General features: G+C 41.9%; 16 protein-coding genes. 13 read left to right on the top strand and 3 right to left on the bottom strand.

All coding sequences use genetic code 11. The annotated features are described in order from the left end of the window. Positions 1-110: 110 nt before the first annotated feature. The 7 genes from egtB (at position 111) to J8M00_RS10035 (ending at position 9,343) form a co-directional block, all read left to right on the top strand. A complete protein-coding gene (gene egtB / locus J8M00_RS10065; RefSeq protein ID WP_211010128.1) occupies positions 111-1,382 on the top strand; it encodes an ergothioneine biosynthesis protein EgtB in 1,272 nt (423 codons plus the stop codon). Beyond that, positions 1,382-2,380 (top strand): L-histidine N(alpha)-methyltransferase, encoded by a 999-nt coding sequence (locus tag J8M00_RS10060; protein WP_211010127.1) that lies wholly within the window; start codon positions 1,382-1,384, stop codon positions 2,378-2,380. Before egtB ends, J8M00_RS10060 begins: the two co-directional genes overlap by 1 nt. 48 nt (positions 2,381-2,428) lie before the next feature. Further along, positions 2,429-3,247 (top strand): PhzF family phenazine biosynthesis protein, encoded by an 819-nt coding sequence (locus J8M00_RS10055; protein WP_211010126.1) that lies wholly within the window; start codon positions 2,429-2,431, stop codon positions 3,245-3,247. Between the two features lie 136 nt (positions 3,248-3,383). Next, complete coding sequence (locus J8M00_RS10050; protein ID WP_211010125.1) at positions 3,384-4,514, top strand: efflux RND transporter periplasmic adaptor subunit; 1,131 nt, start codon at positions 3,384-3,386, stop codon at positions 4,512-4,514. 1 nt (position 4,515) lies between these two features. Beyond that, the gene (locus J8M00_RS10045; protein WP_211010124.1) at positions 4,516-7,566 is read left to right on the top strand and encodes an efflux RND transporter permease subunit; all 3,051 of its coding nucleotides are present in this window, start codon (positions 4,516-4,518) and stop codon (positions 7,564-7,566) included. Between the two features lie 400 nt (positions 7,567-7,966). Further along, the gene (locus tag J8M00_RS10040) at positions 7,967-8,524 is read left to right on the top strand and encodes an NADPH-dependent FMN reductase (RefSeq protein ID WP_211010123.1); all 558 of its coding nucleotides are present in this window, start codon (positions 7,967-7,969) and stop codon (positions 8,522-8,524) included. Positions 8,525-8,539: 15 nt separating this feature from the next. Beyond that, the gene (locus tag J8M00_RS10035) at positions 8,540-9,343 is read left to right on the top strand and encodes an arylamine N-acetyltransferase family protein (RefSeq protein ID WP_211010122.1); all 804 of its coding nucleotides are present in this window, start codon (positions 8,540-8,542) and stop codon (positions 9,341-9,343) included. 118 nt (positions 9,344-9,461) lie between these two features. Here the strand turns inward: J8M00_RS10035 and nrdA are convergent, their stop codons facing one another. From nrdA to ubiG, 3 genes are all read right to left on the bottom strand, one after another. Then, positions 9,462-11,747 carry a class 1a ribonucleoside-diphosphate reductase subunit alpha gene (gene nrdA, locus J8M00_RS10030; protein ID WP_211010121.1) on the bottom strand — a complete coding sequence of 762 codons (2,286 nt, stop codon included), beginning with the start codon at positions 11,745-11,747 and terminating at the stop codon, positions 9,462-9,464. A gap of 334 nt (positions 11,748-12,081) precedes the next feature. After that, positions 12,082-12,729 (bottom strand): HAD family hydrolase, encoded by a 648-nt coding sequence (locus J8M00_RS10025; protein ID WP_211010120.1) that lies wholly within the window; start codon positions 12,727-12,729, stop codon positions 12,082-12,084. Further along, entirely contained in the window at positions 12,726-13,436 is a 711-nt protein-coding gene (gene ubiG, locus J8M00_RS10020) for a bifunctional 2-polyprenyl-6-hydroxyphenol methylase/3-demethylubiquinol 3-O-methyltransferase UbiG (protein ID WP_211010119.1), read from the bottom strand. Before ubiG ends, J8M00_RS10025 begins: the two co-directional genes overlap by 4 nt. 181 nt (positions 13,437-13,617) lie before the next feature. Between ubiG and gyrA the strand changes: the two genes are divergently transcribed. The 6 genes from gyrA to ihfB all read left to right on the top strand — a co-directional run bounded on the left by gyrA (position 13,618) and on the right by ihfB (position 21,829). Beyond that, positions 13,618-16,293, top strand: coding sequence for a DNA gyrase subunit A (gyrA, locus tag J8M00_RS10015; RefSeq protein WP_211010118.1), 2,676 nt, complete (start codon positions 13,618-13,620; stop codon positions 16,291-16,293). Between the two features lie 191 nt (positions 16,294-16,484). Beyond that, complete coding sequence (gene serC, locus J8M00_RS10010) at positions 16,485-17,567, top strand: 3-phosphoserine/phosphohydroxythreonine transaminase (RefSeq protein WP_211010117.1); 1,083 nt, start codon at positions 16,485-16,487, stop codon at positions 17,565-17,567. After that, on the top strand, positions 17,567-18,847 hold the full coding sequence (aroA, locus tag J8M00_RS10005) for a 3-phosphoshikimate 1-carboxyvinyltransferase (protein WP_211010116.1): 1,281 nt from the start codon (positions 17,567-17,569) through the stop codon (positions 18,845-18,847). Before serC ends, aroA begins: the two co-directional genes overlap by 1 nt. 160 nt (positions 18,848-19,007) lie before the next feature. Beyond that, positions 19,008-19,715: a (d)CMP kinase gene (gene cmk / locus J8M00_RS10000; protein WP_023401702.1), complete on the top strand. Its 708-nt coding sequence runs from the start codon at positions 19,008-19,010 to the stop codon at positions 19,713-19,715. Positions 19,716-19,810: 95 nt separating this feature from the next. After that, on the top strand, positions 19,811-21,478 hold the full coding sequence (gene rpsA, locus J8M00_RS09995) for a 30S ribosomal protein S1 (protein ID WP_023401703.1): 1,668 nt from the start codon (positions 19,811-19,813) through the stop codon (positions 21,476-21,478). 60 nt (positions 21,479-21,538) lie between these two features. Further along, positions 21,539-21,829: an integration host factor subunit beta gene (ihfB, locus tag J8M00_RS09990; RefSeq protein ID WP_023401704.1), complete on the top strand. Its 291-nt coding sequence runs from the start codon at positions 21,539-21,541 to the stop codon at positions 21,827-21,829. The last annotated feature ends 21 nt before the right edge of the window (positions 21,830-21,850 follow it).

Genomic DNA, 21,850 nt, shown 5'->3' with positions numbered 1-21,850 from the left:
AGCGAGGGGGGATGACGATCATTTACACAGGAATTGAAGCAAAGCCTGTATGTTCGAGAGAATAATTCATCGGCGACTAACACATAAAAGACTTTTCAATTAGGTAGCTTATGAGTAAGCAGCAACTGAGCAGGAATAACAAAATTACACATTTAATCGCGGAATACCTCAGGATCCGAGCGCGTTCAACTGCGCTATGTGAAAGACTTGAGGTTGAGGATTATACAGTTCAACCCATTGCGGATGTAAGTCCACCTAAATGGCATTTGGGGCATACAACATGGTTTTTTGAAGAGGTTATCCTAGTAAAACATATGGTTGATTACTCTAGGTATCATCAAGGGTATCGCACGCTGTTTAACTCTTATTACAAGTCAGCTGGCGCACACTGGTTGCAAAGCCAGCGGGGTGAACTTTCGAGGCCAACCGTCAGCGAGATCATGAGTTATCGAAATTATGTAGATAAACAGCTAGTGAACTTTTTATCGACTGCTGAAGTAGACAGCGCCATTTTATCTTTATTAGAAATTGGATTGCATCATGAGCAACAGCATCAGGAATTATTGCTCATGGACATTAAATATATTTTGGGTTGTAATCCTCTTTCTCCCACTTATTGTGAGTCTTCTCTAGACAATACCCATATTGAAACAGCACCTTGGCGCTCATTTGACGAGGGGATGTACGAAATCGGTGCTACAGACAGCAGTTTTGCATACGACAATGAAAAGCCGAAGCATAAGAGCTACAACTATGCATTTGCCATGAGCGAACAGTTAGTTACAAACGGGGAGTACTTGGACTTTATTCAAGATGGAGGGTATGACAGAGCAGAACTTTGGCTGAGCTTGGGGTGGGAATGGTCAAATGACAATAAAATTGGCCATCCTTTATATTGGCAAAAAATAGATAATGAATGGTATGAGTTCACATTGCATGGATTAATGCCATTAGCGCTCAATCTCCCTGTCACACATATTAGTTATTTTGAAGCGGATGCGTTTGCCAACTGGAAAGGCAAGAGGTTGCCAACGGAACAGGAACTAGAGGTCTACCTGTCAGCTAGCTCTGATCTTGAGAGGATATCCAATATTAAAACGCAAAGCGCAAAAAGTGCAGACATTTTTCATCCTACATCAAGTGACATGCCTTTTGGGCAAGTTTGGTGTTGGAGCAAAAGCCACTACTCGGGCTACCCAGGTTACAAACCCTATCAGGGCATGCTTAATGAATACAATGGTAAGTTCATGTGCAATCAGTTTGTTTTGAGAGGTGGATGCGTGGCTACACCCAGTGATCATTACCGCCATAGCTACCGAAACTTTTTTGCCCCCCATCAACGCTGGATGTTTTCAGGCATTAGATTAGCGAAGGATATTTAATGACACACTTCAGATTACTCACGCAAGACTCGCACGGTGAAAATACGCAAGATGACCAGCTGGCAATCGAGGTATTGACAGGCTTGAGTGCTTCACCAAAACATTTGTCAGCAAAGTACTTTTATGACGACATTGGGAGCGAAATTTTTCAGAAAATTACTCAACATGAAGACTATTACCTGACTGCCAAAGAGGTCGAAATTTTAACCCGAATAAGCGGGCAGCTCGCACAATTAGTTGATGAGCAAGAAATTGATATTATTGAGCTTGGCGTGGGGGATGGTCACAAAAGTAAGTTGATTATAGATGGTTTTTTACAAAGTGGTTGTAAAGTAAACTTCTATCCTATTGATATTTCAGAAAAAGCCATGGTGATGTTACAAGAGAACATCATACCGGATGACAAGCTGTCGATTCATGGCGTCGTTGCAGAGTACTTTGAAGGGCTAAAGCTTGTAAGGAGCCAATCAAGCAACAAGCAGTTGGTGCTATTTTTAGGCTCTAATATTGGCAATTTTAATCGTGAGCAGAGCCAAGGTTTTCTGAGAAAACTCTGGATGAGCTTAAATGCATCAGATTACATACTGATCGGCTACGACTTGAAAAAAGACGTGAACAAGCTCACTGCGGCATACAATGACAGAGCTGGACTGACAGCACAATTTAATCTCAACTTACTGCACCGAATCAACAAAGAGCTGGGTGGCAACTTTCAGTTGGAAAAGTTTCAACACTTTGGCGTTTACAACCCCATTTTGGGTGCTATGGAAAGTTACGTGTTATCAACCGAAAAACAGGACGTATATATAGAGGCGTTGCAACGCACGTTTCATTTTGATGCATATGAAGCCATTCATTTAGAGTACTCGTTTAAATTCACACAAAGTGATATTGAGTGTTTATGTCAACAAACAGGTTTTAAAGTCACTAAGCATTTTACAGATGAACAGCATGATTTCGTCGACTCTCTTTGGCAAGTTGTTAAAGATGGCCAGTAACGCAGGCTGACCACGAGCAATTACGGTATTTTTAGACGGGAAAATACATTGTTAAAAACACACTTTGAAGACATCCAAAAGAATGAAGTTTTTGTTCGTCAAGTGTTTTGCTCGGGTCGTTATAGAGGGGGGGCTGCTCATGTGAAACTGTGTGCGAACTTAGCAGAGTTTACTGATGGTGAGTACCTCCAATCAGTTGCTATCCGTAATGGGGCGGCTGCAACCGCTTTTATATTTGTTCAATCTGACGGCCCACATTTAATTCGCTGGTTTTCACCCCATGGTGAGATTCAATTTTGTGGTCATGGAACTTTAGCAGCCGCAGATGTATTGATAACGTTCCTGAATAGCTCACAAGAGACCCTAAACTTTCAATCTGCAAGTCACTCAATTTGTGTGAAAAGGACGGCTTTAAGTAAATATATTATGTTTCTTCCTCAGCCCGAACTGAGAATAAGCTCACTAACGCATGATATGCGTAACATTTTTGAACAAGAGGTAAGAAATTTAAAACAAACGAAGCCTGAAAATGGCTATTTCGTAGCTCAGTTGCCAAATAAAGATAGTCTATTAAAGTTTGATTTTGCAGTAGATAAATACTGTCAAACTACACGCAGAGCGCTAGTTTTAACGGCACTAGATGATAATCACTCAAACACTTTATATTTTAGATATTTTGCACCACAGTACGGAGTCAAGGAAGATTCTGCAACCGGATCTGCTGCACCACTTTTGGCGGTATATTGGCAGCTGCCCAGCCACCAAGTTTTCGACTGTTTCCAATTGTCCAGTCGCGGTGCTTTTTATCAAATATCGCGAGAAAGCAATCAAGTATGTGTTTTTGCATGCGTACAAACTCCTTCATAACATTAAATTTTATCTAGCTCGCTAAACAAAAAATCCAGTTTTAATTTTTTCAATATCGTCATTGACCTCAACTTAGCTTGAGGTTTTATTGTGCGCGTACTTTATGAATTGACATCCATTAAAAGAGGTTTGACGTATGAAAATAAAAGCTTGGATAGCAACTGTTGTCATGATAGCTGCACTAATAGGCACCATGGGGTACATAAAGTGGATTGAAATGTCTGCTATTTTAGCGGCTGCATCAAATACCCCGGAATACTCTGAGACCGTGGAGGCTACCCGAGTTGAAAAGGCGACATATACACAATCCGTTGCCGTAATAGGCAATGCTGTTGCACCTGATCATGTTGTGCTGCTGAGCGAAACATCAGGCGTGATCAAAGCGGTCAACTATTCATCTGGAGAGCGGGTTAAAAGCGGCGAGGTTATCATTCAATTAGATATTCGCAGCGAACAAGCTACCCTCAAGGCTGCTATTGCAAAGAAGAAACTAGTGTCTTCGAATTATAATCGTGTCAAAGCGCTTAGCGCTCACCAAGCGATCAGCCAAGAAGAGCTGGATACCGCACAGGCCAACCTAGTAGTCATTGAAGCCGAAATAGAAGCAATCAAAAACATAATTAGGAAAAAGACTATCACAGCGCCATTTGACGGTGTATTGGGTATCCACTCAGCGAAAGAGGGGGAGTTTTTAAATGCCAATACACGTGTTGTGTCAGTCACTGGCGATCTCGGTTATATGTGGGTCGACTTTTATATTCCGCAGACATATCACAAGCTAGGTGTTGGGAATCAAGTTCATTTACTAAAAGTGGAAGAATCAACGGTTCCATTACAGGCAAACGCAAGTATTGTCGCAGTGGAAGACGCGCTACAAGCAGGGATCCGAAGCCGCAAGTACAGAGCGAAAGTATGGCGTTCTGCTTTGGAAGTCGATGCAAATGAAGCCCTGTCGGTTCATGTGCCGGTGAGACAATATGACAATGTTATTAGCGTGCCTAACATGTCTGTTCTAAGGGATGTTTCAGGAGGATATATTTTCGAATTAATACCTACAGGTGGTAATGAGCAATTCAGAGCTAAACGTCGACAGGTAGAAATTATTGCTTCGGATGAACATGTGACATTTTTAAAGCCGAGTGTGGCACCTAACAGTTTGGTTGCAGCACCTGGTGCATTTAAGTTGTTTGATGGCGTGTTGGTAAATATTGTCAGTCTACCAACTGCTCTGGCTGGTAATTCGACTCCATTGGACAAGGAGCTATAAGATGGAAATTTTCGTAAAAAAACCAATCTTGGCGATTGTCTTATCTGTTGTTATTTTGTTGAGTGGTCTACTCGCCGCGACTAAAATCTCCGTTTCTCAGTTTCCTAAGATTGAAAGTACCTCACTGGTTATTTCTACCCAATATAGTGGTGTATCAGCGCAAACCGTACAAGGGTTTGTAACAGATCCCATAGAACGGGTCGCGATGACAGTTCCGGGTGTTGACTTTGTTGATTCTACAACTATTGCAGGCTCATCCACAGTAACAGCGTGGCTCAAATTGAATCAAAATAGTACAGACGCGATGGCTGAACTCAACTCAAGGCTTAGCCAAATAAAGTTTGAGCTGCCCGAAGGCGCAGAAGACCCTGCTGTTACCGTTTCTCGAGTCGACAGACCCGGTGCAACCTTTTATTTAGATGTTGAGGCACCTGATCTGAGCCGAGCTGAACTCACTGACTTTCTTAGTCGTAAAATCACACCACTACTGTCAGGCATTAATGGCGTGCAGAAAGTAGATTTAGAAGGGGCAAGAAACCCTGCGATGAGAGTGTGGTTAGACCCGATAAAAATGGCCGCATTTAACATTGGCAGTAATGAAGTATATGACGCGATGAAAAGCAATAACGTAGTCGCTTCGCTAGGTCGTGCGAAAAATAATGCGCATGAGATAGATTTCTTAAGTAACGCAACCATGAAAACGGTTAATGACTTTGAAATGATGATCATTAAAAAGTTTGATGGCGGATTCATTCGGTTAATTGATATCGCGAGAGTAGAGAAAGGAGAAGATAGGGGCAGGGTAGATGCTCGAATCAACCAACGTCAAACCATTTACCTGTCTGTTTATCCGCTACCGGGGGCGAATGAAATCGAAATCGGTGATGCGCTGTATGCACAGTTGGAGCAAATTAATGCAAGTTTACCGCAAGGCATCAAAATCAATATTAGCTTTGACGGTACACTTTATATGCGAGATGCCTTGCAGGAAATTTTTACAACCTTGCTAGAAACTGTGGTGCTTGTCGGTATTGTTATTCTGTTTCTCATGGGATCTTTTCGCTCGGCGATTGTTCCTTTAGTGACGATACCCATTTCAATTCTAGGCAGTATTGCTGTGATTTTAACGATGGGCTTTTCACTTAATTTACTGACGATTTTAGCGATTGTACTTTCAGTGGGATTGGTCGTTGACGATGCCATCGTGGTGGTTGAAAACGTTGCCAGGCACATGCGTCAGGGCAAATCTCGTCTCGCAGCTGCGCTGATAAGTTCCAAAGAGCTGTTTTCACCAATTGTGGCAATGACAATAACTTTGGCCGTAGTGTATGCGCCAATTGGTTTTGTCTCGGGTCTCACGGGCGCTTTATTTAAAGAGTTTGCGTTTACCTTGGCAATCGCTGTTTTCATCTCCGGTATTGTTGCTGTTACTTTATCTCCGGTGATGAGCGCATTTGTGCTCAATGAAGGCGGCGCAGAGAGCAGTTTCACCAAACGGGTAAACCAGTTTTTTGACAGACTCGGGTTGATGTACGCCAAGGTATTAAAAGCAAGCTTTAGGTATAAAGTACAAATCATTTTCGCATCAATTGTCTTGAGCTCTTTGATGGTGCCATTTTATTTGTACTCGGCGAAAGAGTTAGCGCCAGTTGAAGATCAAAGTTCAGTATACATTGTTTCGGATGCACCTCCCGCTTCTACGTTGGCTTATGGTACTGAATATATGTCTAAAGCTGTTGATACTTTGAGTCAAAACCAAGGCATTGAAGCTATTTGGCAAATTATACGCCCGGGCAATGCATTCAGTGGCATCAACTTTGTTGATTTTGAACAAAGAGATGAGTCAGTACAATCCATGCTACCTGCATTATATGGGCAGTTATCTCAGATTTCCGGTATTAAAGTGTTCCCGGTTTTGCCCATGCCTTTGCCAACAGCTGGACAGTTTGACGTGGAGCTTGTGGTGCAATCTCAAGATAGTTATGAAGAAATGTTGAATTATGCGTATCAATTGGTTGGTGCGGCATATGAAACGAACATGTTTCTTTTTGTAGATACTGATTTGAAGGTGGATCGGATGCTCGCACATTTTGAATTTAATCATCAACAAATGGCTGATTTGGGGTTGGATGTATCAAATGTTGTTAATCAAGTGTCTTCTTTACTGTCTGAGCAGGCGGTTAATCGGTTTGATGCTGACGGTAGGGCATACCGTGTCATACCTATGGTTGAACATAAAGATCGCCGTTTCGCTGAAGCAGCATTGGGGTTACATATAAAACTACCCAGTGGTGAGCTTATCCAGTTGAGTTCAATCGCGACGCTTAAAGAGAGAGTTGGACCAAGGCAAATGGGGAAATTTAATCAGCAAAATGCATTTAGAATTCTTGGCGGAGTGGCCCCCGGGGTGACGGCGGAGCAGGCACTTAAAGCGCTTGAGGAACAAGCCCGACATATTTTACCTGATGAGTACGCGCTAAATTATGCGGGAAACAGTCGTCAGCTGAGAAAGCAAGGCAATAGCTTTTTAGCGACATTGGGCGTCGCCATTCTAGTAGTCTACTTGGTACTTGCAGTGCAATTTAACAGTTTTAGATCGCCATTGGTAATTTTATTGGGGTCGGTACCGTTAGCGATATCTGGCGCTATGTCATTTAGCTTTTTCAATCTAACAAGTATGAATATCTACGCCCAGATTGGGCTTATTACATTGGTTGGTTTAATCGCAAAAAATGGCATTTTGATCACTGAGTTTGCAAATGAATTATTAGCGCAAGGGAAGTCCAAGAGTGAAGCGATTATTGAAGGGGCGGTAGTCAGGTTAAGGCCTATCATGATGACAACCGCAGCGACCGTGTTGGGGCATTTCCCTTTGGTGTTGGTTACAGGTGCAGGCGCAGAGGCAAGAAATAGCATAGGGATTATTCTAGTTGCTGGTATGTTGATAGGCACAGTGTTCACATTATTTGTGCTGCCGACGGTTTATATGTTACTTGCTAAAAACGTTCAACAGATAAAAAGTGAAAACAGTCAGCTTCTCACTGCGAATTAATAGTGATGCTCAGGTAAAAGACGTGTATTGCATCTCTTTTACCTGGGCACTGTAAATAATATCCGAATTGTATATTTGTAATCACTTTTTCTAAAACAAACCAAAATATCATATTGTTTCATTTGGGTGCTTTTAAGCGCTGATATATTCCAAGTATTCAGACCTTTTATTTAATTCGATCCTCTTTTAGTTGGTATGGCAGAGCTGCCATATTTGGTCATTCTACGACTAGATTCTTGTTTTTCCGTCTTTTTTGCTCTTGTCGTTAAAAGTTATTTTAAGTGCTTGACCTCAACTTAACTTAAGGTTTTAGAGTGGCAGTATAAGATTTGAGGCAAGCTGGACTGTAAGGAGCCGCGACTTAAATCGATAACTTATGATTAATTAATGAGGGCTTTAAATGAATATACTGGCATTTGGTGCAAGCAATAGTAAAAAATCAATAAATCAAAAACTGGCTTTCTATGCTGCCACACAAGTGAATGGCGCGACTATTTCTCTAATCGATCTCAATGACTACGAAATGCCAATTTATAGTGAGGACAGAGAGAAGGAGTTTGGTATACCAGAGCTAGCAACTCGGTTTTACAACAAAATAGCAGAGGCCGACTTAATTGTGGTTTCATTTGCAGAATATAATAGTTCATATACTGCCGCTTATAAAAACTTGCTTGACTGGACATCGAGAGTTGGCATGCAAATTTTTCAGCAAAAGCAGGTACTCATGCTGGCCACATCACCGGGAGCAGGGGGAGCAAAAAAGGTTTTATCATCGGCTCAATCATCAGCCAGTAGCTTCAGTGCTAACCTTATTGGCGCTATATCGCTTCCTAGTTTTTATGACAATTTTGACTTAGAAACAAATACGGTTACGAGTGATTCGTTTAATACTCAGTTAATAGATTCATTTAAGAGTAATGACATTGAGCCTGTTAATTTAAGCAAGAGCCAACAGTAAAGCCGAGGTATACCTATGAATAGCGAGTTACTAGCAAAGTACTTTAATAGAATTAACCTTAAAACTGATGCGGTTGTGGATATTGATTCACTTTTCCATATTCATGAATTGCAACATGAGTTCATCCCTTTTGAGAACCTCGACATTATTGATGGCAACCCCATAGATTTATCTAATGAACATGTATTTAAAAAGCTGGTGGACAAACAGCGGGGAGGATACTGCTACGAATTAAATGGCTTGTTATACCAAGTTTTAAAGACCATTGGCTTTGAGGTGACGCAAGCATTAGGCAGAGTTCATTTGTCAGACAAACCTACAGGGCGAGGGCATCTTATTAATTTAGTATCAATAGAAGGCCAGCAGTGGGTTGTTGATGTAGGGTTTGGTGCAAATACACCGAGAAAACCATTACCTCTTGTTTTTGATCAGGAGTTTAATACCGACAAGCAAGTTTTTCGATTCGTCAAAGACACCACTTTTGGTGTGATGCTACAAAGTAAAATTGAAGGTGGTTGGCAAAGTCTCTACAGCCTTGACATGAGCTATGTCTGTGAGGGAGATATTGAGTATGGTAATCACTTTGCTTCTACCGGCTCTAGTTCTTTATTTACATCGAATATAGTGCTGGTAAAGCGTACAAAATACGGAAAAAATATTCTATTTAATAATAGGCTAAAAATTGACACGCAAGACGAAACCATAGAGACAATATTGGACAGTGAGCAGCTTTTTAATCGAGCCTTGAAAGAGCATTTTGGCATCAAAAAGAAAATTGCTTACGAAAAAATAGCTGGTTACGTCAATTGGGCTGAATAATTTAGAGCGATTAATATGGTGTTGGATCTGATGTAATGAGTTGATTATTGAAAAGAGAGTTAAAATTTTTTGACAAAAAAGCCCAGCAATAGCTGGGCTTTTATTATTTTAAAGCTTGTTAAATCTTACAAGCACCGCCTTCGCAGCCATCATCTTCTGGCTCAGGCTTCAACTCGTCTTGTGCATCGGCTGCACCATCGCGAGTATTATGGTAGTAAAGTGTTTTAACACCAAGCTTGTATGCTGTTAGTAAGTCTTTTAGTAACAGCTTCATTGGTACTTTACCGCCTTCAAACTTAGTTGGATCATAGTTTGTGTTTGCAGAAATAGTTTGGTCGACAAACTTTTGCATAATACCAACTAGACCTAGGTAACCATCATTTGAAGGAATATCCCATAGCAATTCATATTGATCTTTAAGCTTTTCGTACTCAGGTACAACTTGCTTTAAGATACCGTCTTTACTTGCTTTTACGCTGATATGGCCTCGAGGTGGTTCAATACCATTCGTTGCGTTAGAGATTTGAGAAGAGGTCTCTGAAGGCATCAGTGCTGATAGCGTAGAGTTTCTCATTCCATACTCTTGGATACTTGCTCTTAGCGAATCCCAATCAAGGTGTAACGGCTCATCACAAATTGCATCGATGTCTTTTTTGTAAGTATCGATTGGCATAATACCTTGTGAATACGTCGTCTCATTGAACATAGGGCAAGCACCGCGCTCTTTTGCAAGTTCGTTTGACGCTTTCATTAAGTAGTACTGAATTGCTTCAAATGTTTTGTGTGTTAGGGCATTTGCGCTGCCATCTGAGTATTTCTTACCATTTTTAGCAAGGTAATAAGCGTAGTTGATAACACCAATACCTAGCGTACGACGTCCCATTGTTGCTGTGTGCGCTGCTGGCACTGGGTAATCTTGGAAATCAAGTAGGTTATCAAGTGCACGAACCGCTAGCTCAGCAAGTTCTTCAAGCTCTGAAAGGTCGTTAATCGCGCCTAAGTTAAATGCAGACAAGGTACACAGTGCGATTTCGCCTTCTGCATCATTTACATTATTTAGTGGCTTAGTAGGAAGCGCTATTTCCAAACATAAGTTTGATTGACGGATTGGCGCAACTTTTGAGTCAAATGGGCTATGTGTATTACAGTGGTCAACATTTTGTAAGTATATACGACCAGTACTAGCACGCTCTTGTGCGAACATTGAAAACAGTTCAATCGCTTTGATGCGTTTTTTACGAATAGACTCGTCTTGCTCGTATTTTAGGTATAGCTCTTCGAATAGTGCTTGATCTTCGAAGAATGCATCATACAGCCCCGGAGTATCAGACGGGCTGAATAGGGTAATGTAGTCATCTTTTAATAGACGCGTATACATCGTTTTATTGAATTGTACGCCGTAGTCTAAGTGACGAACACGGTTTTCTTCAACACCACGGTTGTTTTTCAGAACAAGTAGGTTTTCTACTTCTAAATGCCACAATGGGTAGAATAGTGTTGCAGCGCCACCACGCACACCGCCTTGTGAACAGCTTTTTACTGCTGTTTGGAAGTGCTTGTAGAATGGAATACAGCCAGTATGGAAAGCTTCACCGTTACGAATAGGGCTACCTAGCGCACGAATACGGCCGGCATTAACACCAATACCAGCTCGCTGGCTCACATACTTCACGATTGCAGAAGAAGTTGCATTGATTGAGTCCAAGCTATCATCACACTCGATTAGTACACATGAACTAAACTGGCGCGTAGGTGTGCGTACACCCGCCATAATAGGCGTTGGTAATGAAATTTTAAATTGTGAAACTGCATCGTAAAAACGCTTAATATAGTCAAGACGAGTTTCTTTTTCGTAATCTGAGAACAGGCTTGCTGCAACTAGCATGTATAGAAACTGCGCGCTCTCATAGATTTCACCTGTCACACGGTTTTGTACCAGGTATTTACCTTCAAGCTGTTTAACCGCAGCGTAGCTGAATGTCATATCGCGGCTGTGGTCGAGGTATTCATTTAGCTCGTTAAGCTCTTCACGGGTGTAGTCTTTCAATAGGTGTTCGTCGTAGCGCTTATCTTCAACCAGCTTGGCTACATGATCGTATAAATGTGGTGGCTCAAATTGACCGTAAGCTTTCTTTCTTAAATGGAACACTGCAAGACGTGCTGCTAGATATTGATAATCGGGTGTATCTTTTGAAATTAAATCAGCAGCTGCTTTAATGATTGTTTCATGGATATCTTCAGTACGGATCCCATCGTAAAATTGGATATGAGACTTCAATTCCACTTGAGAGACTGAAACATTGTCTAGGCCTTCGGCAGCCCAAGTTATCACACGATGGATTTTATCTAAATCAAGCGGCTCTTTACGACCGTTTCTTTTACTGACAGATAATTGTTGGTTCATAAGCTATGCCTGTATTCCCAAATTCTTATATTGGCTAGGAAATCACCACTAGATATGGTGCCTATTTGAAAGTGCATCACAAGATAGTGTGGTTATTTATATTTTGCAATAGAACAACTTCACTCAAATTGTGGATAACATTGGGATAAAACTAGCGTGTTAGTGTTCACTAACCTTCTGTTATCCACGAAGTCTGCGTGCGTAAAAAAATCAACTTCAGTTCGGTGATTTTTGTCTTTTTTTAACAAAAAAACTGAATGATTTTTTTATGTTCAATTTATTGCCCAATAAAGTGTAAGGCACAATATGTAGTGTCTCAAATTATAATTTTTCACTATATGTGCGAAATTAACTCTTTTGGTTGCTTTAAGTTTAACTCGGCTTGCCAAGAAAGAGCTTCTTCAAGAGAAGGAATGAAACCCCATAAAGCAGTGACTGAGCGCATCTTCGCTGCTTTAGCTGCTTCTATATCACGTTGTGCATCACCAACATAAGTACACTGTGTTGCCGTGACACCAAGTTTTTCGGCTGCATATAGCAGTGGATCTGGGTGTGGTTTAGCAACTTTTAGCGTATCTCCACACACAACTGCTTTAATGTCTTTTAATGCATCTATTTTTGCAAGAAGTGGGAAAGTCAAAAACTCAGGCTTGTTTGTGACTATACCAACAGCGATATTTTGCTCATACAACGATTTTAGCATGTCGGTAATACCGTCAAAGCAATGGCTGTGAACAGAAATATTTTGTTCATAATAGTCTAAGACTTGCTTCCTTAAAGAAGCAAAGTCGTAGTCGACCAGTTTGTCTTTAAAGCCTACTTCTAATAGGGCTTTTACTCCATTAGAGATTGCGGGGCTATATTCATTTTTGGGTAAAGTCGGTAATCCATGCTCTTCGAGCACGTGATTTAATGCAGCCCCGAGGTCGTCACTGGTATCTAATAGCGTACCATCTAAATCGAACAGAACGGCTTTGGTCATGCTAATTTCTCAAAGTGAAGTAAGTAGTTCACACTGACATCTTTGGTCAGCGTAAATGTCTTAGTGAAAGGGTTATAACTGATACCAGCAGCGTTGCGTACTTTTAAACCGTGTTCTTCGGCCCAACCAATTAGTGTCGACGGTCGAATGAATTTGTTGTGATCATGAGTGCCTTCAGGCACCATTTTTAATACTTTTTCGGCAGCGACCACAGCAAGTAAGTAGGCTTTGTGTGTTTTATTTAAAGTAGAGAAAAAGACACTGGCCCCAGGTTTTGCTGCCTGTGCAACGGCGCCAATAATCGCTGCTGGATCTGGCACGTGTTCTAGCATTTCCATACAAGTGACGACATCAAATTCTTCTGTATGTTGCTGCGCAAATACTTCGGCGGGGATCTTTTGATAATCCACATCTATTCCGCTTTCTAGACTGTGCAATTTGGCTACGTTTAGTGGTTCTTGACCCATGTCGATACCTGTGGCTTGTGCCCCAAGTTTTGCCATGCTTTCTGTCAGGATCCCGCCTCCGCAACCGACATCTAGTACTTTTTTAGAAAACAAGCCTGCGCTTTTATCATTAATAAAGTCCAATCTCAATGGATTGATGTCATGTAGCGGTTTAAATTCTCCCTCGGTATCCCACCATCGCTCAGCGATTTCTTCAAATTTTGCGATTTCTTGGTGATCTACATTTTGATGTTCGGTCATAAAAAGCTTCCTCGTTTATCTGGGCGCATTGTATTGGCTATTTATAAAAATACCAGACATTTTACGACTGCAAATTGAATTTAACTGTGTTACTATCGGCAGCCGAATAAATAATAACTTAACCCTTTGTTGCTAATAGTTTGACACAAAAGGGCAAGACTCTGAAGGAAAGTGGTATCAAATGACTGATCTCGCCAATGAAATCCTCCCGGTCAATATTGAAGATGAATTGAAAAATTCATACCTAGATTACGCGATGAGTGTAATTGTAGGGCGTGCATTGCCAGACGTACGTGACGGACTAAAACCAGTTCACCGTCGTGTACTTTTCGCAATGAACGAGCTACGTAATGACTGGAATAAACCTTATAAAAAATCAGCTCGTGTAGTCGGTGACGTCATCGGTAAATACCACCCTCATGGTGATAGTGCAGTATACGATACTATCGTACGTATGGCTCAGCCGTTTTCTTTGCGCTATATGTTGGTAGACGGCCAAGGTAACTTCGGTTCTGTAGATGGTGACTCAGCTGCAGCAATGCGTTATACCGAAGTACGTATGGCTAAAATGTCTCACGAACTACTTGCTGATTTAGAGAAAGAAACTGTTGATTATGTGCCAAACTACGATGGTACTGAGCAAATTCCCGATGTATTGCCGACCAAGGTTCCAAACTTATTGGTAAACGGTTCATCAGGTATCGCAGTTGGTATGGCGACAAATATTCCGCCACACAATCTAACAGAAGTTATCAATGGCTGTTTGGCTATTATTCAAAATCCAGATCTCACCATTGAAGAGCTAATGGAATATATCCCTGGCCCTGATTTCCCAACTGCGGCAATTATCAGTGGTAAAAAAGGGATTGAGCAAGCTTATAAAACGGGTCGTGGTAAAGTTTATATCCGCGCACGTGCTGAGATTGAGACGGACGAAAAAACGGGCAAAGAAACAATCATTGTCCATGAGATCCCGTATCAAGTAAACAAAGCGCGCCTTATTGAAAAAATCGCCGAGTTAGTAAAAGATAAAAAAGTTGAAGGGATCAGTGCATTACGTGATGAGTCGGATAAAGACGGAATGCGTATTGTCATTGAGATCAAGCGTGGAGAAGTGGGAGAGGTTGTATTAAATAACCTCTACGCTCAAACGCAGCTTCAAACTGTGTTCGGTATGAACATGGTTGCGCTAGACAATAACCAGCCCAAGTGTTTCAACTTAAAAGAAATGCTTGAGGCGTTTGTTATCCACCGTCGCGAAGTTGTGACACGTCGTACTGTATTTGACTTGCGTAAAGCAAGAGACAGAGCACATACACTTGAAGGCTTGGCAATCGCCCTTGCGAATATAGATCCTATTATCGAACTTATTCGAAAGTCACCAACTCCATCAGAGGCCAAGGCTGCGTTGACTTCACGCGCATGGGAGCTAGGTTCAGTAGCACCCATGTTAGAGCGTGCTGGTGAGCAAAATGTTGCTAGACCTGACTGGTTAGCGGATGAACTTGGTATTAGAGATGGTCAGTACTATCTATCCGAGCAACAGGCACAAGCAATTCTAGACTTACGCTTACATAAGCTAACCGGTCTTGAGCATGAGAAGATCTTAGGTGAGTACCAAGAGCTTCTTGATTTGATTGCAGAGCTACTATTTATTCTTTCTTCACCAGAGCGTCTAATGGAAGTTATCCGTGACGAATTGGTTGAGATTAAAGAAGTATACGGCGATGAACGCCGGACAGAAATCACAGCAGCCGCTCATGATATCAGCTTAGAAGACCTGATTAACGAAGAAGACGTTGTAGTAACGCTTTCACACGAAGGGTATGTAAAGTACCAGCCATTATCAGATTACGAAGCACAGCGCCGTGGTGGTAAAGGTAAAGCGGCGACTAAGATGAAAGATGAAGACTTTATCGAGCGTCTACTTGTTGCCAATACCCATGACACGATATTGTGCTTCTCGACAGCGGGCCGACTGTATTGGCTAAAAGTTTATCAACTCCCATTGGCGTCGCGTCAAGCACGTGGTAAGCCGATAGTAAACTTATTGCCATTGGAAGCTGACGAGCGAATTACGACAATTCTTCCAGTTCGAGAATACGAAGAAGACAAATATGTCTTGATGGCAACAGCAAATGGTACTGTTAAGAAGACGCCATTGACTGCCTACAGTCGACAGCGTGCAAGTGGTATCATTGCAATCAATCTTAATGAAGGTGACAACCTAATTGGTGCAGATATCACTGATGGCAGCAATGACATCATGCTATTTACTGATCACGGTAAGGTTGTACGTTTCAATGAAAAGTTACGCGACTCTGAGACTGGTGAAGTGAAACTTGACCCTGAAACGGGTGAAGAAATGTTAGCCTTGCGTCCAATGGGTCGTACTGCGACCGGTGTTCGTGGTATCAAGATGCCTGACGGCGTGAAAGTTGTGTCTTTAATTGTACCAAAGAATGATGGTGCAATTTTGACTGTAACAGAAAACGGTTATGGTAAACGCACTCCTCTTGATGAGTACCCAGCTAAGAGTCGTGCTACACAAGGTGTTGTATCTATCAAAGTTACTGAGCGTAATGGTAACGTGGTTGGTGCAGTCCAAGTAGAAGATAACAATGAGATTATGCTTATCTCTAACCGTGGTACTTTGGTTAGAACACGCGTAAATGAAGTCTCTACAGTTGGTCGTAACACGCAAGGTGTTATTTTGATCCGTACTATAGAAGACGAGCAAGTTGTTGGGCTTCAGCGCATCGAAGAAATTGAAGTAGATGACATAGAAGACGCCGTTGTAGATGATGCAACTGGCGAAGAAGCACCACCAAGTGCACCAGAACAAGATTCTGAATAATACAAAAGCGGCTTAGGCCGCTTTTTTATTAAAAAAATTCAACCAACCAAGATGATTTAGTCCAGAATTTTGTTTTATCTGACCCCGTATTTGATGTAAATTCATAGATTGAAAATTTTATTTCCGTGTCGCGCTGTACAAACTTTATTTGTGCTATTTGAGCGACACGTTTTATTTGGAATGAGGAAAATATGACTGTTTATAACTTTTGTGCAGGTCCTGCTATGTTGCCACCCGCCGTTATGGAGAAAGCGCAAGCTGAGTTCATTAACTGGCAGGGGTTGGGCGTATCAGTTATGGAGATCAGCCACCGTTCAAAGCCATTTTTAAAACTGGCAGAAGAATGTGAAGCGAGCCTGAGAAGGTTAATGAATATCTCGGATGAATTTGAAGTGTTATTCATGCATGGTGGTGGTAGAGGGCACTTTTCAGCTGTGCCTTTGAATCTGCATTTAGATAATGCGCCTGGCGTGTATGTAGAAAATGGCATTTGGTCTGTGGGTGCGACCAAAGAGGGCGCTAAATTTACACAAGTAGAATCAGTTGACATTCGCACCGACAAAGATGGTCAATTTGATATTTTGCCAGTGTCAGAATGGTCACTACCACAAAACGCATCATTTATTCATTATTGCCCAAATGAAACCATTGATGGTATAGAAATATTTGAAGTACCTAAGCATCCTACAGCACCTATTGTTGCCGATATGTCTTCAATGATTCTCTCTCGCGAAATCAACGTAGATGATTTTGATTTGATTTATGCTGGCGCGCAAAAGAATATTGGTCCTTCAGGTTTAAGTATCGCAATTATTCGAAAGTCGTTACTTGAAAGAGAAGGCCTGCCAAAGCCTGCAATTTTAGATTATGCCATCGAAGCAAAGCAAAATAGCATGTACAACACACCCCCAACTTATGCTTGGTATTTAGCAGCCGAAGTATTTAAGTATCTAGAGACAATTGGCGGTGTGCCAGCGATGGAGAAACATAACAAAGAAAAAGCTGCGCTTTTATACGACTATATTGATAGCTCTGATTTTTACTACAACAAAGTGGCTGAGTCTTGTCGTTCATTGATGAACGTCCCATTTTGGTTAAAAGATGATGCCTTAAATGACACCTTCCTGCAGCAAGCCGAAGAGCATGGTTTAATGGCACTTGAAGGCCACCGGTTTGTTGGTGGTATGCGTGCTAGCATCTACAATGCGATGCCAAAAGAAGGTATCGAAGCACTTATCGCATTTATGAAAAAGTTCGCCAAGGAGCATAGTTGATGGAACAGTTACCTTTAAAACCAATTAAAAAAGTGTCAGGTTCAGTTACATTACCGGGCTCAAAAAGTTTATCAAACCGTATTCTATTGCTCGCTGCATTGTGTGACGGCGTCACTGAAGTGCGCAATTTACTTGATAGTGATGATATTCGTCATATGCTCGCTGCACTTGACGTTATGGGTGTTAAAGTTGAACTAAACGACGACAAAACGGTTGCACTGGTGCACGGTAATGGCGGACAGTTTAAAACGCCATCTGAACCTTTGTTTTTAGGTAACGCTGGCACTGCATTTCGACCATTAACAGCTGTTTTGGCCGCGACACAAGGTAAGTTCACGCTTACGGGTGAGCCGAGAATGGAAGAGCGCCCAATTGGTCACCTTGTTGATGCTTTGGATGCACTCGGGGCAGATGTTACTTATCTTAAAAATGAACACTACCCTCCATTAGATATTGTAGGCAAAAAGCTGCAAGGTGGAACAGTTGAAATTGACGGAAGTATCTCAAGTCAGTTTTTAACTGCATTGTTGATGGCAGCGCCGATATTTGATGGAGACAGTGAGATTAAAATCTCTGGAGAGCTGGTCTCCAAGCCTTATATTGATATTACGTTAGGTGTTATGAAGCAGTTCGGTGTCGTCGTTGAACACGATAACTACCAAGTATTCTATGTCAAAGGGCAACAGGGTTATACATCGCCTAAAAGTATAATGGTTGAAGGCGATGCGTCGTCTGCTTCTTACTTTGTTGCGGCTGCTGCCATTGCTGGTGGTGAAATCGAGATCAATGGTGTAGGTAAATCGAGCGTTCAAGGTGATATTGGCTTTGCAAAAGTAATGGAGCAAGTGGGTGCGAAAATTGAGTGGTTTGACGAGAAGCTGATTGTCAAAAAAGGCCAGTTAATGGGGGTGGATATTGATGCAAATGCGATCCCGGATGCGGCTATGACACTTGCAACAGTGGCATTATTTGCAGAAGGTAAAACAGCTATTCGCAATATTTACAACTGGCGAGTTAAAGAAACGGACCGGTTATATGCCATGGCGACAGAGCTCCGTAAAGTTGGCGCTGAAGTTGTTGAAGGTGAGGACTTTATTGAAATTACGCCACCAGAAGAGTTTAAACTTGCAGAGATCGACACTTATAATGATCACCGGATCGCAATGTGCTTTTCAATGGTGTCTGTAGGTGGTCAACCTGTCACCATCAATGACCCAGGGTGTACTGCCAAAACTTTCCCGACGTACTTTGACGTATTGGCATCAATTTCACATCATTAATTTTTCTGTAAAAAGAGCGTGTTTCTTACACGCTCTCATACCTATAAAAGATACAAATTCGACAATAGAACAAAAAGTTACATGTTGATAAGGATCTATTCAGCAAACTTGCGTATAATGGGCGCCGATTTATATAAGGTGTGCATTTCAGGAGGTTTTAATGCAGGCTGCAATGCCCGTAATCACCGTAGACGGCCCAAGCGGTTCTGGCAAAGGGACTGTTTGTCGCTTGTTGGCTGAGAAACTAAATTGGGATGTATTAGATAGTGGCGCAATATATCGCGTGTTATCTATTGCAGTGTTACATCACCAAATTGCTCTGGATAATGAAGAAGCGCTTGTGCCTCTGGCTGCGAATCTTGATGTCCAATTTGTGATTGATAGTGCGTCAAAGAAGTCTAAAATCGTACTAGAAGGTGAAGATGTAACGAACACTATTCGAAACGAAGAAGTAGGTGCCACAGCGTCCAAAATAGCAATGCTTCCACGCGTTAGGGAAGCGCTCCTTCGCAGGCAGCGTGCGTTCAGAACAGAAAACGGCCTTATCGCGGACGGCAGAGATATGGGTACTGTTGTTTTTCCATCAGCTGAATTAAAAATCTATCTTACAGCGAGTGCCGAAGAGCGAGCTAAGAGACGCTTTAATGAGTTGAAGGAAAAGGGCCTTGATGTTACAATTGAGGGCCTTTTAGAAGATATTAAAGCGCGTGATGAGCGAGATATGAATAGAAAGGTGGCGCCGCTAGTGCCAGCTGACGATGCTATTCATATTGATACCACGACTTTAGATGCTGACCAAGTGTACCAGCAAGTGCTTAAACTTGTTGATGAAGCTGTCTTGGCAGGTAAACTTCCAAAAGTTAGCTAATTTTTCATAGCACTGGCAGGGCTGCTGGTGTTTTTTTAACTACCCCATGCGGCATGGTTGCTTATTGGTACATTTATATATGAGACGTATTTAGTATGTCAGAAAATTTTGCGCAGTTATTTGAAGAAAGCCTAAAGGGTTTTGAAGCAGAGCAAGGCTCTATCGTTAAAGGTACTGTTATTTCAATCGAGAACAACATCGTTCTTGTTGATGCTGGCCTTAAGTCTGAAAGTGCAATCCCTGCAGAGCAATTCAAAAATGCTGCTGGTGAACTAGAAGTTGCTGTTGGCGACGAAGTAGACGTAGCACTAGACGCAATCGAAGACGGTTTCGGGGAAACTATCCTTTCTCGTGAGAAAGCGAAGCGTCACGAAGCTTGGATCCGTCTTGAGAAAGCATGTGAAGACCAAGAGACTGTTATCGGTGTTATCAACGGTAAAGTTAAAGGTGGTTTCACTGTTGAAGTTGATTCAATCCGTGCTTTCCTACCTGGTTCACTTGTTGATGTTCGTCCTGTACGTGACACTGCTCACCTTGAAGGTAAAGAGCTTGAATTCAAAGTAATCAAGCTTGACCAGAAGCGTAACAACGTTGTTGTTTCTCGCCGTGCAGTTATCGAATCTGAGAACTCACAAGAGCGTGAAGAACTTCTTGCTAACCTTGTTGAAGGTCAAGAAGTTAAAGGTATCGTTAAAAACCTTACTGACTACGGTGCATTCGTAGATCTAGGCGGTGTTGACGGTCTACTTCACATCACTGATATGGCTTGGAAGCGTGTTAAGCACCCATCTGAGATCGTAAATGTTGGTGACGAAATCGCTGTTAAAGTACTTAAATTCGACAAAGAGAAGACTCGTGTTTCTCTAGGTCTTAAGCAACTTGGCGAAGATCCTTGGGCAGCAATCGCTGGTCGTTACCCAGAAGGCGCTAAGCTTACTGGTCGCGTAACTAACCTAACAGATTACGGTTGTTTCGTTGAGATCGAAGAAGGCGTTGAAGGTCTAGTACACGTTTCTGAAATGGACTGGACTAACAAGAACATCCACCCTTCAAAAGTTGTTTCACTAGGTGATACTGTTGAAGTAATGGTTCTTGAAATTGACGAAGAGCGTCGTCGTATTTCTCTTGGTCTTAAGCAGTGTAAAGCTAACCCTTGGCAGGAATTTGCTCGTCTACAGAACAAAGGCGACCAAGTTACTGGTAAGATCAAGTCAATCACTGACTTCGGTATCTTCATCGGTCTTGACGGCGGCATCGACGGTCTTGTACACCTTTCTGACATCTCTTGGAACACTCCAGGCGAAGAAGCTGTACGTGAGTACAAGAAAGGCGACGAGATCACTGCAATCGTTCTTCAGGTTGACCCAGAGCGTGAGCGTATCTCACTAGGCGTTAAGCAAATCGAAGCAGATCCTTTCAATAACTACCTAGACGCAAACAAAAAAGGTGCTATTGTTAAAGGTAAAGTGACTGAAGTTGACGCGAAAGGCGCAACTGTAGAGCTTATTGAAGGTGTTGAAGGTTACATCCGTGTAGCTGACATCGCTCAAGAGCGCGTTGAAGATGCAACTTCTGTTGTTTCTGCAGGTGACGAAATTGAAGCTAAATTTGTAGGTGTTGACCGTAAGAACCGTGCGATCAGCCTATCAGTTAAAGCTATCTTCGAAGCTGAAGAGAAAGAAGCGCTAGAGAAGCTGAAGAAAGAAGAGCCTGCATTCGAAAATGCAATGGCAGCAGCTTTCAAAAATGCTCAAAAAGACTAATTTTTAAGTCTAATCAAGAAGGGCACTTTAGCCCTTCTTTTTTTATTTAAAGGAAACGTTATGACAAAGTCTGAATTAATAGAAAAACTTGCTGAACAGCATGCACATGTTCCTGTAAAAGACGTAGAAAATGCAGTAAAAGAAGTTTTAGAACAAATGGCGGGTTCACTATCTGGTTCTGATAGAATTGAAATCCGTGGCTTTGGCAGTTTCTCTCTGCACTATCGCTCACCTAGAACCGGTCGTAACCCTAAAACAGGCGAAACGGTTGAACTAGATGGTAAGTATGTGCCACATTTTAAACCTGGTAAAGAATTAAGAGATCGCGTTAACGCCAGTCTCGAAGGGTAATTGGAGTACCTAGTTTGGTTC

Origin of the sequence: Pseudoalteromonas luteoviolacea, from assembly GCF_018100925.1 — a bacterium.
Lineage (GTDB): Bacteria > Pseudomonadota > Gammaproteobacteria > Enterobacterales > Alteromonadaceae > Pseudoalteromonas > Pseudoalteromonas obscura.
This window is presented reverse-complemented; position numbering and strand designations above follow the sequence as displayed.

What these genes read in the sequence shown, in the direction of transcription:
- ihfB (WP_023401704.1), top strand. Translation starts at nt 21,539, where the DNA reads ATGACAAAGTCTGAATTAATAGAAAAACTTGCTGAACAGCATGCACAT.
- nrdA (WP_211010121.1), bottom strand. Translation starts at nt 11,747, where the DNA reads ATGAACCAACAATTATCTGTCAGTAAAAGAAACGGTCGTAAAGAGCCG.
- rpsA (WP_023401703.1), top strand. Translation starts at nt 19,811, where the DNA reads ATGTCAGAAAATTTTGCGCAGTTATTTGAAGAAAGCCTAAAGGGTTTT.
- egtB (WP_211010128.1), top strand. Translation starts at nt 111, where the DNA reads ATGAGTAAGCAGCAACTGAGCAGGAATAACAAAATTACACATTTAATC.
- J8M00_RS10040 (WP_211010123.1), top strand. Translation starts at nt 7,967, where the DNA reads ATGAATATACTGGCATTTGGTGCAAGCAATAGTAAAAAATCAATAAAT.
- ubiG (WP_211010119.1), bottom strand. Translation starts at nt 13,436, where the DNA reads ATGACCGAACATCAAAATGTAGATCACCAAGAAATCGCAAAATTTGAA.
- J8M00_RS10060 (WP_211010127.1), top strand. Translation starts at nt 1,382, where the DNA reads ATGACACACTTCAGATTACTCACGCAAGACTCGCACGGTGAAAATACG.
- serC (WP_211010117.1), top strand. Translation starts at nt 16,485, where the DNA reads ATGACTGTTTATAACTTTTGTGCAGGTCCTGCTATGTTGCCACCCGCC.
- gyrA (WP_211010118.1), top strand. Translation starts at nt 13,618, where the DNA reads ATGACTGATCTCGCCAATGAAATCCTCCCGGTCAATATTGAAGATGAA.
- aroA (WP_211010116.1), top strand. Translation starts at nt 17,567, where the DNA reads ATGGAACAGTTACCTTTAAAACCAATTAAAAAAGTGTCAGGTTCAGTT.
- cmk (WP_023401702.1), top strand. Translation starts at nt 19,008, where the DNA reads ATGCAGGCTGCAATGCCCGTAATCACCGTAGACGGCCCAAGCGGTTCT.
- J8M00_RS10045 (WP_211010124.1), top strand. Translation starts at nt 4,516, where the DNA reads ATGGAAATTTTCGTAAAAAAACCAATCTTGGCGATTGTCTTATCTGTT.
- J8M00_RS10050 (WP_211010125.1), top strand. Translation starts at nt 3,384, where the DNA reads ATGAAAATAAAAGCTTGGATAGCAACTGTTGTCATGATAGCTGCACTA.
- J8M00_RS10025 (WP_211010120.1), bottom strand. Translation starts at nt 12,729, where the DNA reads ATGACCAAAGCCGTTCTGTTCGATTTAGATGGTACGCTATTAGATACC.
- J8M00_RS10035 (WP_211010122.1), top strand. Translation starts at nt 8,540, where the DNA reads ATGAATAGCGAGTTACTAGCAAAGTACTTTAATAGAATTAACCTTAAA.